This window comes from Pseudoalteromonas sp. 78C3, assembly GCF_002836695.1.
GTDB classification, from domain to species: domain Bacteria; phylum Pseudomonadota; class Gammaproteobacteria; order Enterobacterales; family Alteromonadaceae; genus Pseudoalteromonas; species Pseudoalteromonas arctica.
Map to the genome: position 1 here is coordinate 1 of NZ_PJAV01000138.1, position 14,431 is coordinate 14,431.

At 37.6% G+C, this 14,431-nt stretch carries 17 protein-coding genes; 15 read left to right on the forward strand and 2 right to left on the reverse strand.

Annotated elements, in window-relative coordinates; genetic code table 11:
* Positions 1 to 764 (forward strand): 2-keto-4-pentenoate hydratase (locus tag CXF76_RS08445; protein WP_232785109.1); only part of this gene is annotated, 764 nt, incomplete at its 5' end.
* 73 nt (positions 765 to 837) lie between these two features.
* On the opposite strand, the gene CXF76_RS08450 is transcribed toward CXF76_RS08445, so the two are convergent.
* A complete protein-coding gene (locus CXF76_RS08450) occupies positions 838 to 1,701 on the reverse strand; it encodes a delta-class carbonic anhydrase (RefSeq protein ID WP_101163449.1) in 864 nt (287 codons plus the stop codon).
* Between the two features lie 103 nt (positions 1,702 to 1,804).
* Positions 1,805 to 2,458 (reverse strand): DUF6058 family natural product biosynthesis protein, encoded by a 654-nt coding sequence (locus CXF76_RS08455; protein WP_101163460.1) that lies wholly within the window; start codon positions 2,456 to 2,458, stop codon positions 1,805 to 1,807.
* A gap of 171 nt (positions 2,459 to 2,629) precedes the next feature.
* On the opposite strand from CXF76_RS08455, the gene dapA reads away from it, so the two are divergent.
* The 14 genes from dapA to CXF76_RS08525 all read left to right on the forward strand — a co-directional run bounded on the left by dapA (position 2,630) and on the right by CXF76_RS08525 (position 14,430).
* Positions 2,630 to 3,547, forward strand: coding sequence for a 4-hydroxy-tetrahydrodipicolinate synthase (gene dapA, locus CXF76_RS08460; RefSeq protein ID WP_024608419.1), 918 nt, complete (start codon positions 2,630 to 2,632; stop codon positions 3,545 to 3,547).
* A 118-nt stretch (positions 3,548 to 3,665) separates the two neighbouring features.
* Positions 3,666 to 4,379 carry a beta-ketoacyl synthase chain length factor gene (locus CXF76_RS08465; protein WP_173585785.1) on the forward strand — a complete coding sequence of 238 codons (714 nt, stop codon included), beginning with the start codon at positions 3,666 to 3,668 and terminating at the stop codon, positions 4,377 to 4,379.
* Complete coding sequence (locus CXF76_RS08470; RefSeq protein ID WP_024591741.1) at positions 4,372 to 5,154, forward strand: lysophospholipid acyltransferase family protein; 783 nt, start codon at positions 4,372 to 4,374, stop codon at positions 5,152 to 5,154. Before CXF76_RS08465 ends, CXF76_RS08470 begins: the two co-directional genes overlap by 8 nt.
* The gene (locus CXF76_RS08475) at positions 5,151 to 5,408 is read left to right on the forward strand and encodes a phosphopantetheine-binding protein (protein WP_007580830.1); all 258 of its coding nucleotides are present in this window, start codon (positions 5,151 to 5,153) and stop codon (positions 5,406 to 5,408) included. The genes CXF76_RS08470 and CXF76_RS08475 overlap by 4 nt, the downstream gene beginning before the upstream one ends.
* Before the next feature lie 21 nt (positions 5,409 to 5,429).
* Complete coding sequence (locus CXF76_RS08480) at positions 5,430 to 5,675, forward strand: acyl carrier protein (protein WP_101163450.1); 246 nt, start codon at positions 5,430 to 5,432, stop codon at positions 5,673 to 5,675.
* Between the two features lie 4 nt (positions 5,676 to 5,679).
* Complete coding sequence (locus tag CXF76_RS08485; RefSeq protein WP_024591742.1) at positions 5,680 to 6,246, forward strand: hypothetical protein; 567 nt, start codon at positions 5,680 to 5,682, stop codon at positions 6,244 to 6,246.
* Entirely contained in the window at positions 6,239 to 7,603 is a 1,365-nt protein-coding gene (locus CXF76_RS08490; protein ID WP_024591743.1) for an AMP-binding protein, read from the forward strand. Before CXF76_RS08485 ends, CXF76_RS08490 begins: the two co-directional genes overlap by 8 nt.
* On the forward strand, positions 7,587 to 7,952 hold the full coding sequence (locus CXF76_RS08495) for an ApeI family dehydratase (protein WP_024591783.1): 366 nt from the start codon (positions 7,587 to 7,589) through the stop codon (positions 7,950 to 7,952). The genes CXF76_RS08490 and CXF76_RS08495 overlap by 17 nt, the downstream gene beginning before the upstream one ends.
* A complete protein-coding gene (locus CXF76_RS08500; protein WP_024591744.1) occupies positions 7,945 to 8,694 on the forward strand; it encodes a glycosyltransferase family 2 protein in 750 nt (249 codons plus the stop codon). Before CXF76_RS08495 ends, CXF76_RS08500 begins: the two co-directional genes overlap by 8 nt.
* A complete protein-coding gene (locus CXF76_RS08505) occupies positions 8,684 to 9,652 on the forward strand; it encodes an LpxL/LpxP family acyltransferase (RefSeq protein WP_024591745.1) in 969 nt (322 codons plus the stop codon). The genes CXF76_RS08500 and CXF76_RS08505 overlap by 11 nt, the downstream gene beginning before the upstream one ends.
* A complete protein-coding gene (locus tag CXF76_RS08510) occupies positions 9,645 to 11,189 on the forward strand; it encodes an HAL/PAL/TAL family ammonia-lyase (protein ID WP_024591746.1) in 1,545 nt (514 codons plus the stop codon). Before CXF76_RS08505 ends, CXF76_RS08510 begins: the two co-directional genes overlap by 8 nt.
* A complete protein-coding gene (locus CXF76_RS08515; RefSeq protein ID WP_007580812.1) occupies positions 11,182 to 11,610 on the forward strand; it encodes an acyl-CoA thioesterase in 429 nt (142 codons plus the stop codon). Before CXF76_RS08510 ends, CXF76_RS08515 begins: the two co-directional genes overlap by 8 nt.
* Before the next feature lie 23 nt (positions 11,611 to 11,633).
* Positions 11,634 to 12,143, forward strand: a complete 510-nt coding sequence (locus CXF76_RS08520) for an outer membrane lipoprotein carrier protein LolA (protein ID WP_024591747.1) — start codon at positions 11,634 to 11,636, stop codon at positions 12,141 to 12,143.
* Between the two features lie 46 nt (positions 12,144 to 12,189).
* On the forward strand, positions 12,190 to 14,430 hold the full coding sequence (locus CXF76_RS08525) for an MMPL family transporter (RefSeq protein WP_024591748.1): 2,241 nt from the start codon (positions 12,190 to 12,192) through the stop codon (positions 14,428 to 14,430).
* The last annotated feature ends 1 nt before the right edge of the window (position 14,431 follow it).

Genomic DNA, 14,431 nt, shown 5'->3' on the forward strand with positions numbered 1-14,431 from the left:
TGAACAACTCAATACAGCTAAAACTAATTGCTACTCACTTATTAGCACAAAGAGATGAAAACCCAGCACGTTCAAACTTTCCTAAAGAGTTAGTACTAGACTCGACTGACGATGCAATAGAAGTACAAAAGTTGATGATTTACTTAAATGATCAAACAGTATATGGCTGGAAGTGTATGCTGCCTTTAGATAATGGCTCAATTATATTAGCGCCTCTTTTACATGCACCTATAAAACAAGCTGAAAATTGCCCACTGTATACAACAAAAAATAAAGCGCTTATTGAACCAGAAATTGCATTTATTTTACAAAGCGATTTACCAAGTAATAATACCTATACAAATGAAGACGTGGATACTGCATTTGCTAGCGCCCACTTGGCACTTGAGCTTATCCAAAAAAGGTTTGATGAAGACACTCCAAGCACTCACATTGAAAAGCTGGCCGATGGCCTATCTAATCAAGGCGTGTATTTAGGCCCACAAATAGATAAAGCCAAAGCGTATAACGCAAGTACTGTAAATATTAACGTTAAGCAAACTGAGTTGGAGTTAAACCTGGCGGGTGTGCATCCTGCAGAGCTTGCGCAGCTTCCACTTTATTGGGCGGTTAATTACTTATCAGCAAAGGGAATTAATTTAAAAGCAGGGCAAGTGTTTATAACTGGTTCTTACTGTGGTGTTGTTGAGCTTAATACCAATGAGCAAACATGTATTACATATGAAGATTTAAATACATTTAATGTGACATTTTTATCCCATTAAGCGTAATACACATTTTAACGGTCATAATAAAACAACCCACTAATTAGCGGGTTGTTTTTTATTTGGCTAAATTTTAATTATTGATTTTAGAGAGTAGTGCAGGATTTATTACGAGATTTCGTACGCCGTGAGCATGATCTTCATTAAAGGTGTTACTTTCACACCATTTGCCAACACTGTTTATATCAACCTTTGCTACTTTTGGTTTAACTGACCATGTTACTTGAAAAGGAGAGCCTGTCTCGTTGTAACTAGGACCAGTAGTTGAACCGCTATAAACAACCGGTTTACCCGTATTTGTAGGTGTAGCAATAGCTTGATAGTAACCATTAACAGATGACACGGTGCTTATTTCAGCAAAATCAAGTGCGTTAGCATCGTTTACTAATACATATACTTGGGCTTCAACACGTAGTTGCGGATTTTTAATCGAATCACTTAAACAGCTACCCAAGGTAGGGCCTGGTTTTACAATTGCTGACGTATGAACGTTATGAACCTCAATGGTATCGCCAACTAAAAGCGCGCCGTGATCGCTCGGACAAATTTCAATTTTTGCTGGTTTACTTTCACTTTTAGTTAAAGAGCCTGAATATAAGTAGCCACTTTTAAAGCCTTTTCCATTACCATTTCCGGCATATTTACTAAACTCGCCACCGGCATGTTCAGCATTTTTATGAAAGTGTATATTACATAAGTTCATATTTGATGAAGTTGGGGCATGAGAGAAAACTACGGTGTTTTCGCCTTTATAATTATCAATATTGCGTGGAGATTGTGGGCCAAAGCCTTTATTCGCAGTGTTTTTAGCAAGTGCTGCACGCTGCATTTTTATTATGTCGTCATTTGCTATTTCGTGGTTAGCTTTAGCTAGCGTATTAAAAGACAGGATAGTGATTACAGCAGAAATTACACTTATTTTTGTTTTGATTGTCATTGAGTCAGTGCCTTTAAATCATGTTTTACGTAACAATTAAGTTAACAGATCTTGTTTTTCGTAAAATAATCCTAAAATAATAAATAATCAAACTATTGCAAAGCTATTTTATAGATAAGTCGTATTTTAAAATAAGTGCATCTATATAGCGGGTGCGTAATGTGTGTTGTTTTTCATGATCGGCGCCATGCCCTAATGCTTTGTTTAAAAGCTTCATGGCGGGGTGCAGTAGCGCTCTTTCTTCTTGGTTTAAGCTCGTTTTACTGCGCAGTTCTGTAATGTCGTCAACTAATAGCCTGCCAATATCTACCGAGACTATTTCGTCTATTAATCCATTTTGAGTAAGCACGCCGTACTTACTGCATAAAAACTGTTGCCAAATTTGCTGCAAGTGCTCGTCTATTTCGCAGCCAAATAGCTCTTCGCTAAACGTAAATCCTTGCTGAGCGAGTTTAGTTAGGCTTGCAGTATATTGCTGTGCAAAATAATTAAAAGCATGGCTTGATGATTCTATTTTTTGTTTTAAAAGACCTTGACCCCAATTAACACAGCCGCGCGGGTAATAGTCGTCATACTCTTCGCATTCATACAAACCTGAATATGAGCTGCAGCTAAGTTGACTTTTAATACAGTAACTTGGTTTTGGGAAAACGCTTCGCTCTTGCCAAGCTAAAAGTGTATCTGCATCTATATTTAATGCTTGGCACAGTTCATCGGTGTTATAAAAATGAGTTGCTAAGTAATCAGATAAACGCATAAAGCCTCTGGTATCGTTAAAAATAAAGTACTGTTCATATATACAGTTGTTCATTTTGTATTACCAAACTTAATAACACAAGAGATTTTATAATTAAATGTGGGTTTACACCTCCAAAAGTACCGGCAATTATGTTACAAATAGCGCAAGTTTTATAAATAATGATTTTTTATGCGCACCCTAGACCAAATTAAACAAGCAAGCCTTATTACAGCTATTAAAACGCCATACTTAGCAAACGGTGAAATAGACCTAGCAAAGTACGATGAACTCGTAGAAATACAAATTGCAGCAGGCGTTGACGGCATTGTAGTTGGTGGCACAACAGGCGAAGGCCAGTTAATGAACTGGGAAGAGCATTTAATGCTTATAGCGCACAGTGCAAACAAGTATGGTGACAAACTGGTTATTGTTGGTAATACCGGTAGTAACAACACCCGTGAAGCGATTAAAGCAACTAAATATGGCTTTGCCAGCGGTATGGATGCAGCACTGCAAATTAATCCGTATTACGGACGTACGTCAATTGCGGGTGTTAAAGAGCACTTTAAGCGCGTACTTGATATTGGACCTGCCTTTATTTACAACGTAGCAGGGCGAACAGGTCAAGACCTAACACCTGATATTATTGAGCCACTCGCTAAACATGAATATTTTATTGGTGTAAAAGAGTGTGGCGGTAATGAACGTATTGCCCATTATGAACAACAAGGTATTGCATGTTGGTCGGGTAACGATGACGAAAGTCATGATGCGCGCCACACACATAAAGCGCACGGTGTTATTTCGGTTACTTCTAACCTTATACCTGGTTTGTTCCGTCAGTTAATGGATACTAAAAATGATGAGTTAAATACATCATTACAACCATTAATGAACTGGTTGTTCTGTGAACCAAACCCCATTGCTATTAATACCGCGTTGATGATGACAGGTGCAGTAAACCCTGTATTTAGATTACCGTATTTACCGCTTAGTGATGAGCAGCAAGCTCAAGGCGAAGTATTAATTAATGAGTTGAATAACAACGATGTTGTTGGCGGCACAGCTAAGTGTATAAAGCAGGACGATATAGCCCTCCTTTCCTAGCAATATGAGCAAGCACTGAACAAAGTGTTAGTTCAGTGCTTTTTGTTAATGATTATTTACTTCTATTGCTAAAATCGGTAAAATTCCTTCCCTTATATCTTATAAAATATGCAGAGCTGTGAAATTTGTTGTTGAAGAACTCGCTATATGGATAAAGCCCGAACAGCGACAAATAAAAGAGAGTAATTGGTTTGATTCCTCTGTATTAAATCTTAGTTGGGTGCCTGCTATGCAGCGACGCCGAATGACTTCCTTTATTAAAATGGCACTCTTTAGTGCTCATCAAGTAAGCACTCAAGGTAACTACGTTAATTTACCGAGTGTTTTTTCTTCTCGCCACGGTGATTTTCACAAAACGTCTAACTTACTTATTGATGTAGTAAATGATCAGCCACTGTCGCCCACTGGTTTTGGGTTAAGTGTGCATAATGCCGCATCGGGACTTTTTGGGATAATACAGGGTAATACAAGTGCTACAAATGCTATTGCTGCAGGAGCCGAAAGCTTTATTTATGCACTCGTAGATGGCTTTGTAAGACTTGCTGATAACGATCAGCAACACATGTTAATAGTTCATACCGATGAGACTCTCCCCGATATTTACGCTCAGTACGCCGATGAACAGCAAATAGCACACTCTATTGGTTTAATAATAAGAGCGCCGCAAAAAGGCGAACCCCATTTTAGTTTAAACAAAGTATTTAATACGGGCATGGAAAAAAGCGACTTACCAATGAGTATTCAATGCGCTAAAGCTTTGTATGAGCGAAGCAATACATTACTTGTTCATAACACGCTTGAGCACGATTGGCAGCTTACATACCATGCTTAAAAATGTACAAAGGCTATGTGGGTTGATTTGGCGGACTATTGCTACTGCATTTTGCTTTTCAGTTTTTGGAATGGGTGGTTTAGTATTAGCCTTTATTGTTTTTCCTGCTCAGCGCCTATTTCAAAGTGACTCAGTTAAACAAAAGATTAAGGCTCGAAAAACAGTACATTACAGCTTCAAATTGTTTGTTAGTTTAATGCATGTAACGGGCGTTATTCGATTTCATGTTAACGATAAAGCAAAAATTGAAGGCTTAAAAGGGCAACTGATATTAGCAAACCATCCTTCTTTAATTGATGTTGTTGTCTTAATTTCGGTAGTAAAAAATGCAGATTGCGTAGTAAAGGCGCATTTATTTAAAAATCCTTTTATGCGCGGCGTTATTAAAAGCACCGGCTATATAAGTAATGACGATCCGCAGGAGCTATTACGAGAGTGCGAGCGCAGTTTGCAAAAGGGTAATAACTTAATTGTATTTCCTGAAGGGACACGGACAGAGCCTCACAAAACATTAAAGTTTAAACGAGGCGCTGCAAATATTGCAATTAGATGTCATGCGCCCATTACTACTTTTTTAATTAAAATGAAGCCAAACACTTTAACCAAGGGCACACCTTGGTATAAGGTCGCGCCATATCAGGCGCATTTTACAATGGGGCTTGCGAGCCAGCAGTTTAATTGTGCAACGTACGACAGCGATATGCCTGCGATGCAATCACGCCAATTGACTAAAGATTTACAACATTATTTTACACAAGAGCTAAAAAATATATGAGCGAATTAAAAGAACAAATAAAACAACTGATTATCTCAAGCCTTGACCTTGAAGACATGACCACTGCTGACATACAAGATGATGACGCTTTATTTGTAGATGGCCTAGGACTAGACAGCATAGATGCATTAGAGCTTGGTCTTGCGATAAAGAAGCAATTTGATGTGAAAATAGATGCAAACTCTGATCAAACTAAAGCGCACTTTGCCTCAGTTAATTCTTTAGCAAAATTTATTGAACAAGCACGTTCTTAATATATAAAAGTAGGAAGAAAGATGAAAACCGCTGCTGAAATTTATGATGTATTACACGGCATTTTAGAAAACGAATTTGAAATAGACCCAGAAGATATTAGCTTAGAGACTAACCTGTACCAAGATCTTGATTTAGACAGTATTGATGCAGTTGACTTAGTTGTGAAATTAAGAGAAATCACAGGTAAAAAAATTGAGCCTGATGCCTTTAAACTTGTGCGCACAGTGCAAGACATAGTCACCGAAATAGAAAAGTTAGTTAACTAATACTATGTTAAAAGCAGTTTTAACAACGTTAATTATGATTTGCTTGGCTTGCTACCCTATTATTGTGTACGTAGGCCTTACGCGTTTTAATAGTCAGATTATTACAGTATTACTGCTATTTTTACTCGGGCTTAGACTTTGGTTAAGCAGAGCCTTGTTTGATAAAATGCCGTGGTTAAAGCCCGCTACATTTTTAGCTGCCATTACTATTTTGATTTCCAAGGTAATGGATAGCGATTTAGGGCTGCGTTTGTATCCCGTAATCATTAATTTAGTCATGTTAGTTGTGTTTGCGTATTCTTTGTATAAAGGGCCTTCTATTATTGAAACCTTTGCGCGCATTACTGAGCCCTCACTTGATGAAAACGGTGTAATTTATACAAAAAAAGTAACGCTAGTGTGGTGTGTTTTTTTTGTATTAAACGGTGGCATTGCCCTGTACACCAGTATTTTTAGTAGCCTAGAAACCTGGGCTTTTTATAATGGTTTTATTGCTTACTTAGCTATGGGCACATTGTTTGCTATAGAGTGGCTAGTCAGACAAAAAGTAAAAAGGAACGCCGGTGTTTAATGCTTTTCAAAGTAATGCGATAAGAACATGTTTTAATCATACTGATAATGATATTTCGGAGCGTCAGTTTGTTAGTGATATAAACGAAGTTTTAGCAAAGCTATCAACGTTAAATGCTAAATCATCGGTTGTTTTATACACCACAGACACCTACAAATTTGCCGTGTACTTATTTGCTTTGGCACTACACGGAAACACAGTGATTTTGCCGCCTAATGGGCAACCTGCAACGTTAAACTCCTTGCTTAAACAAACACCTTTTTTTATTGGTGAGTCTGAATTAGTAGCCGATTTAGAGGCTGATTTTTTAGATATAGGAACCTTAGTCAATCAACCTCACTTTGTATCTATTGAAACAATTAAATGGCCTCAAGAAGGCACAATTGTTTTTTACACGTCGGGCTCGTCGGGTAAAGCAAAGCCAATTGTAAAAACGTGGCAGGTAATAAATAAAGAATTAAGTACATTAATTAATAGCTACGCACTGATTGATAATCCTATTTTTATAGCGAGTGTTTCGCATCAGCATATATACGGCTTATTGTTTAGATTGTTGTGGCCATTACGTGCAGGAAAGGTTGTAAATACAGAGCTATTGCATTATCCAGAACATATAGCTACAAAGCTCAAGTTATTTAAAAAAGTAGTGTTTGTTTCAAGCCCAGCGCAGTTAAAACGGTTATGTATTGATAATGTTTTAGTGGATGATAAGTCTCATTTACAATGGATTTTCTCATCAGGTGGACCGCTATTAAACGAAGATGCTGTATCGTTGTTTACGCAATTAAATAAACCAGTTACACAAGTTTTTGGTAGTACCGAAACCGGTGGTATTGCATATCGACAAGTTACTTCACTTGAAAAGGTTAGCCTTTGGCAGCCTTTTTCGGGTATTAAAGTACGGGCTTTGGACGATCAGCGTTTAATTTTAAACTCACCGCTCGTTCGCGACAAAAATTACCCTTTAGATGATAGAGGCGAAGTACTTAAAAATGGTCAATTTAGATTATTAGGCCGATTCGATCGAATTATAAAATTAGAAGAAAAACGATTAAGTTTAGATGAACTAGAACAACATTTGTGTACTAGTGAGTGGGTAAGTGAAGCTAAAGTAATCGCCTTGCCTGGTGAGCGGTTAATTGTAGGCGCTATTGTTGTGCTTACGCATAAAGGGCAGATATTTTTTAATGGTGACGGTAAGTTAGCTACAAATAATTTATTAAAAGCGCATGCATTAGCGCGCTTTGAGCGAATTTGTATCCCTAAAAAGTGGCGTTTTGTAGATCAATTACCATACAACTCACAGGCAAAGTTAAATTTAAAAGCATTGGAGAGTCTTTTTGCAAAAGTTGACTAAAACACAGCCTGATTTACTGTCTTGTGAAAAAGCAGAGCAAAAGTATAAATTAAGCTTACTAGTTCCTCATGATTTAGATTATTTCAAAGGACATTTTACGGATGGCCCAATACTCGCAGGTGTTGTGCAATTAGACTGGGCTGTGGCTGCAATTTGCAAACATTATAATGTTCAGCAACCTGTTAAAAATGTTGAAGTATTAAAATTTCAGGTAGTGATTACCCCAGGTATAACAATCGAATTATTGCTAGAGCAAAAAGCAGAGAATAAATATACCTTTTCGTATAATTCAAACAAAGGACAGCATGCATCTGGCCGTGTTATTTTTGATAGCCTGATAAATGAATAACTTTTGTATTGTTATCCCAAATTATAATCACATTACGGTTATTGATGATGTACTGAGCCAATTATCGTCATTTAATCTTCCTATTATTATGGTTGATGACGCAAGCAACGTCGAAGCTAAAAATGTGTTTAGTAAGCTTGATGCAAAACACGCGCAGTTGAGTGTAGTTACCCACGACGATAATCAAGGCAAAGGCGGCGCGGTACAAACCGGCTTAAAGCAAGCATATAAGCTAGGTTTTTCGCATGCGATACAGGTTGATGCTGATGGTCAGCATGACTTATCTGATATTAAAAAACTAATAGCGCTTTCAAACGCTCAGCCTAAAGCGCTTATAAGCTGTTGCCCAATATATGACGATTCAGTGCCTAAACACCGTTATTTAGCACGTTATTTAACGCATGTTTGGGTATGGATTGAAACGTTAAGTTTTACAATTGTAGATTCGATGTGTGGCTTTAGAGTATATCCGCTTGAGCAAAGTACAAAGCTAATTGATGAGGTATCGCTTGGAAAACGCATGGATTTTGACCCCGAAATTTTAGTGCGTTTATATTGGCGCAATGTGCCTTTTGTATTTTTACCTAGCCAAGTAATTTACCCCGAAAATGGGCTTTCTCATTTTCAGCCATTACACGATAACGTGCGTATTTCGTGGTTACACACCCGCTTGTTTTTTGGAATGTTGATTCGCTCTCCTGTGTTAATTTGGCATAAATTAAAGAGGCGTTATGGCCGCTAAACACTGGTCTAAAATGCAAGAGCGCGGTAATTTCTTAGGTATTCAAATACTGTTATTTGCTCATAAATTACTGGGTAGAAAAGGGCTGTGGATTGTTTTGTTTCCTGTGGTTTTTTATCTTTTTTTAACAGGAAAAGTAGCGCGTGTAGCATCTAAAGCGTTTTTAGCGCAGGTTAATGTTTACCAAGGCAGTAAACAACCTGTTACGTTTAAAATGCAATTAACGCACTTTTGCAGTTTTGCAGATAGCGCATTAGATAAAATTGATGCTTGGCTTGGGCGAATAACCCAACGTGATATTAAATACACTAATGAGCATTTATTTGCTGAGCTAGATGAGCAAAATCAAGGGGCTATTTTTATAGGTTCCCACTTGGGTAATTTAGAGGTGTGCAGGGCACTTAGCCAGCACCGCAGCAGTAAAAAAATAAATGTACTGGTGTTTACCCATCACGCTGTTGAATTTAATAAAATGCTTAAAAAGATTAACCCAGATGTGTCGGTTAATTTAATACAAGTGACTGATATGGGGCCTGACTTAGCTATTTTACTAAAAGAAAAAGTAGAGCAGGGAGAAATAATCGTTATTGTTGGTGACAGAACAAGCACAACAACGGCTTCTCGGTCGGTACAGGTACCGTTTTTAGGCAAAAATGCCCCATTTTCACAGGGGCCTTTTATATTAGCCGCGCTGCTTGATTGCCCTGTTTACTTTTTGTTTTGTTTAAAAGATAAAAAAAGCAAAAAGTATCAAGTGATATTTGAACGTTACAGCCAGTCATTAAAAATGCCTCGACGAGAGCGACAGCAGGCGCTAACACTTATTATTACTGACTATGCACAGCGTTTGAGTTATTACGCAGCTTTATATCCTTATCAGTGGTTTAATTTTTACGATTTTTGGAAAAGTGATCAGCAGGTAGTGCGCGATCAATCAATGGAGAACAAGTGTGACTGAACAAAATATACAGCTTTTTGGCAATCAGCGATTATCAATTGAAGATATTGTTCGAGTTGCCTTTAATGAAACACAAGTGCAATTAAATAGCTGTGAAACTTTTAGCGTTAAAATTAATAGCGCTTTGCGTTTTTTAGACACACTTTTAAAAGAAGATGGCGTGATTTACGGCGTTACTACTGGTTACGGTGATTCTGTAACGGTGGCTGTACCCCTTGATTTAGTTGATGAATTACCTCTGCATTTAACTCGCTTTCACGGCTGTGGACTCGGGGATGTATTTAATAAAGTTCAAGGGCGTGCAATTTTAGCGACCCGCTTAACATCACTTTCTCAGGGCTACTCTGGTATTAGCTGGGAAATGCTGCATCTACTTAAAGATTACTTAAATAACGATATAGTGCCTGTGATCCCGCAAGAAGGGTCAGTAGGTGCCAGTGGCGATTTAACACCGTTATCTTACGTTGCAGGTGCGATGGTAGGCGAGCGTGATGTGTTTTACAAAGACCAAGTACGTAACAGTGCTGAAGTTATGAAAGAAGTTGGCTTAGAATCTCTAACACTAAGGCCAAAAGAAGGTCTTGCCGTTATGAATGGCACAGCGGTAATGACTGCATTAGCGTGTTTAGCGTTTGATAGGGCTAATTACTTAGCTAAACTGGCGAGCCGTATTACTGCATTATCAAGTTTAGCGCTTAAAGGAAATAGCCATCATTTTGATGAGATATTATTTTCAGTTAAGCCACATCCTGGGCAGCAGCAAATTGCACGTTGGATAAGAGACGATTTAAACCATCACGATCACCCTCGTAATGCAGACAGACTTCAAGATAGGTATTCAATCCGTTGTGCACCCCATGTTATTGGTGTTCTGCAAGACAGTCTGCCGTTTTTTAGGCACATGATAGAAAACGAGCTTAATTCAGCAAACGATAACCCAATAATTGACGGCCAAGGTGAGCATGTATTACACGGCGGGCATTTTTACGGAGGCCACATTGCAATGGCAATGGATAGCATGAAAACAGCCGTTGCAAACCTTGCTGATTTAGCAGACAGACAAATCGCTTCTTTGGTTGATACTAAGTACAACAATGGGCTACCTTCAAACTTGTCTGATAGTGCACCAGAGCGCCGTTATATTAATCATGGTTTTAAAGCGGTTCAAATTGGCTGTAGTGCTTACACAGCAGAGGCGTTAAAACTAACCATGCCGGCCAGCGTTTTTTCTCGCTCTACAGAGTGTCATAATCAAGATAAAGTGAGTATGGGAACTATTGCGTCTCGCGATTGTTTACGTATTTTACAGCTAACAGAACAAGTGTTAGCAAGTACGTTATTAGCAAGTATTCAAGGTGTTAGATTGCGTATAAAACAAGGCGATCTTGAGTTTTCGACTTTAACGCAAAATATGCAAAACATGTATACCGATATAACTGATTACTTTGAAAACCTCACTGAGGATAGACCAATGGAAGCCGTGCTAAGGCAAACAATAGGGTATATTCAAACTAAACGTTGGGCGTTGTATGAATAGTAAAGGTGCATTATTAACGCATGTGGTAGAAATCGAAATTCCATTTCATGACTGCGACCCAATGAATGTTGTATGGCATGGTAACTACCCACGTTACTTAGAAGTAGCGCGCTGCGAGTTACTGCGTTTATTTGATTATGATTACCCGCAAATGCATGAATCGGGCTACGCGTGGCCTATTGTTGATATGCAAATAAAGTATGTCGCCTCAGCAGTATTTACTCAAAAAATTAAAGTAGCGGCTTATTTAAAAGAATACGAGAATAGACTACGGATTGATTACGTAATCACTGACTCGCTAACTAATAAGCGCCTTACTAAAGCCTCAACCACGCAAGTTGCGGTTGAGGTTAGCTCCAAAGAAATGCAATTTGAATCACCCGCTATTTTATTTAATAAGTTAAAAGCGGTTTTGAATTAAATTTTTATTTTATAGGCGATTAAATGAATTTTTTAAAATGTTTTACATTGAGCATAGCTATTAGCTTTTTACTGTTTTGCACTGTAGTAAATGCAGCAGCTATTAAAGGTGAGTTTAAGCAATATAAGCAATTTAATGGATTTGCTAAGCCTTTTATTTCGTCGGGTGTTTTTTCGTTAATTGATGAAAAGCTCATTTGGCAAGTGAAAATGCCTGTTGAGAGTATGCTCATAATAGAAAACGGCAAAGTGCTTGCACAAAATGCCAATGGTGAGTTAATACCACAACCTGGTAGCGAGCAATTTGTAGGGTTACTGAGTGACTTACTCAGCGTAAATATGAGTGCGCTGGAAACACGTTTTGATATTGCTAAAATGCAAGACAGTTGCACACAGTTAACACCAAAAGAAGCGATGTTACAGCAATTATTTAGTGATTTTATTTTATGTGAAACTGCTAAGCAAGTGAGCAGTATTACACTAAATGAGCACTCAGGAAATAACACAAAAATTGAGTTTACTTATTCCAAATAAAATTATGTTTTTAAATAATGCAGTGGTTAATTAAGGGAATAGTGCAGTGACAAAACGAATTACCGTTATTGTAGGGTGGTTTAGCAGTTTAATTTTACTTTTTGCTGCAGCTTTTTGGCTGTCTAAACCAACGTTTAGCGCCGATATGTTTAGCTTATTGCCAAAGTCGCACTCCCAAATTGCACATGCGGAAGATGTTTTTTTTCAGCAAAATGCTAACCGTATTATGTTCTCGTTTGCAGGAAATAATAAAAATAAAGCATTTGATGATTTCCAAAAATGGCTCGACGATAATGCAATTAAAAGCACATTTAACTTTCCGTCCGTTAACGATTTAGCGCAAACATTCTCACCTTTCAAACATGCGTTATTAAGTGATACTTACAAGCAAATATTAATCAAAAAAACAACGTTTGAATATTATTACCTTGAGCAATTAAATCAGTTAGGCAACCCATTTGTAAGTGCTACCTTAAGCAAAGATACAAGTTTGAGCTTAGCGGCATTTATAGAAGATAACTTAAAACAAAGCCAATTGTTTACGCTTGAACAAGGTCGTTTAACTCGACGTTTAAAAGGCGTTGAATACAGTGTCATTTTGGCAAACTTAGCGCCCGAAAATTTAGGGGTTAATAAATCAATTGATTTAGCTGGCTCGATAATTAAACAGATTAATATACTTAATAAAACCTACCCTGATTTAAGCATTACTTACTCTGGTGTGCTATTTCATACGGCTGAAAATGCTGAACAAGCTAAATACGAGATGAGCCTGTTTGGTGGCATTAGCTTATTAGCCCTTATTGGTATGGTATTTTGGGTATTTAGGCGTTTAAACAGTATTTTATTAGCAAGCTTTACCGTACTGAGCGCACTTATTGGTGGCGCTATCGCTATGGTGTTGCTGTTTAATACTATTCATTTATTAACGCTTGTTTTTGCAGTTACCTTGATTGGTATTGCCATTGATTATGCATTCCATGGTATGACTGACTTAGCAAAAAAAGAGCATGAAAAAGGCTACAGCAAAGGGACACAATCTGCGCTTTTACTCTCTCTTATTACGACTACGCTGGGTTATTGCTGCTTACTAGGTGCACCACTAACGTTATTATCTCAAGTTGGTGTGTTTGTTATTGCGGGTTTAGTGAGTGCTTGGCTATTTACAGTTTTAGTTTTGCCATTGTGGCAATCTACACTCAGGTTATCGCCTTCGAGTTTATTGATGAGTCAAAAGCTCATTAAGGTTTTTTTATACTGCAATAGTTTAAAAAAACCAATACTCATTACGTTATTAGTCCTTATAAGTGCGTTATTTTTGATAAAACCTATTAGCTTTAATGACGATGTAAAGCTATTAAATGCAAGCTCCGAACATTTAATGCTAAACGAAAAAAAGCATTTGTTATTACTTGGGCAATGGGATAGCCAAATTGTTTTTATGTTTGCAGATAGCGACGAAGCGCTATTACAAAAACAAGAACAATTTTTAAAACGCTTAACCCAACTAAACCCTAATTTTAAACATAATAGCATTAGCCATTGGTTGCCTAGTTTACAAAAGCAGAGGGATAACCAAGCCTTGTTTGAACAGGCAAAAAACAAAGGGACTTTGAATATTGCTGAGCGCGTTACAGGGCAAGTGCTAGCAAGTACAAAAGCGCCCTTATTAACTTATGAAACACTCGCCACGAGTACATTTAAACCATTACTGCTTTCTCAAATGGTTGTTGAGTCAGAACAATCGATAACGTGGGTGTCTATTTCGGGTATTTCATCTGATCAACTAATTAATGAGGTTGAAAAAAACAATGGAATTTACCTTTATAATAAACCTAAACAAATTAGTGCTTTATTAAGTGATTACCGTGAATATTTACTATTAAGCCTAGTGCTTGCGGGTTTTATTAGTTGGCTGCTTTTTAGTTGGCGATTTACGATTAAGATAGCGCTGCTGCAGGTGACCATTTTATCTGTTGTGGTGTTGAGCATGCTTTGGGTATGTAATGCGATTCAAGGTAGCTTGTCGTTATTTAATTTACTCGGTGCGTTACTTGTTATTGCCTTAGCAATTGATTACCTCGTTTTTTATCAAATAAATAAGTTAGAGCCCAAAAATGTGTTAGCGATTAGCTTATCGGCTGCGTCATCAATGTGGGTATTTGGCATGTTGAGTGCATCTGATACACCGGCTATTTTTAGCTTTGGGCTGAGTGTAATGGTAGGGATTTTAGCTATTTACTTTTTATCACCGCTGAGTGTTTTAAAGCCTCAAAAGGAACAATAAT

Bases quoted from the DNA above. Each gene is read 5' to 3' on its own strand.
- CXF76_RS08450 (WP_101163449.1), bottom strand. From the start codon at position 1,701: ATGACAATCAAAACAAAAATAAGTGTAATTTCTGCTGTAATCACTATC.
- CXF76_RS08455 (WP_101163460.1), bottom strand. From the start codon at position 2,458: ATGCGTTTATCTGATTACTTAGCAACTCATTTTTATAACACCGATGAA.
- dapA (WP_024608419.1), top strand. From the start codon at position 2,630: ATGCGCACCCTAGACCAAATTAAACAAGCAAGCCTTATTACAGCTATT.
- CXF76_RS08470 (WP_024591741.1), top strand. From the start codon at position 4,372: ATGCTTAAAAATGTACAAAGGCTATGTGGGTTGATTTGGCGGACTATT.
- CXF76_RS08475 (WP_007580830.1), top strand. From the start codon at position 5,151: ATGAGCGAATTAAAAGAACAAATAAAACAACTGATTATCTCAAGCCTT.
- CXF76_RS08480 (WP_101163450.1), top strand. From the start codon at position 5,430: ATGAAAACCGCTGCTGAAATTTATGATGTATTACACGGCATTTTAGAA.
- CXF76_RS08485 (WP_024591742.1), top strand. From the start codon at position 5,680: ATGTTAAAAGCAGTTTTAACAACGTTAATTATGATTTGCTTGGCTTGC.
- CXF76_RS08500 (WP_024591744.1), top strand. From the start codon at position 7,945: ATGAATAACTTTTGTATTGTTATCCCAAATTATAATCACATTACGGTT.
- CXF76_RS08505 (WP_024591745.1), top strand. From the start codon at position 8,684: ATGGCCGCTAAACACTGGTCTAAAATGCAAGAGCGCGGTAATTTCTTA.
- CXF76_RS08515 (WP_007580812.1), top strand. From the start codon at position 11,182: ATGAATAGTAAAGGTGCATTATTAACGCATGTGGTAGAAATCGAAATT.
- CXF76_RS08520 (WP_024591747.1), top strand. From the start codon at position 11,634: ATGAATTTTTTAAAATGTTTTACATTGAGCATAGCTATTAGCTTTTTA.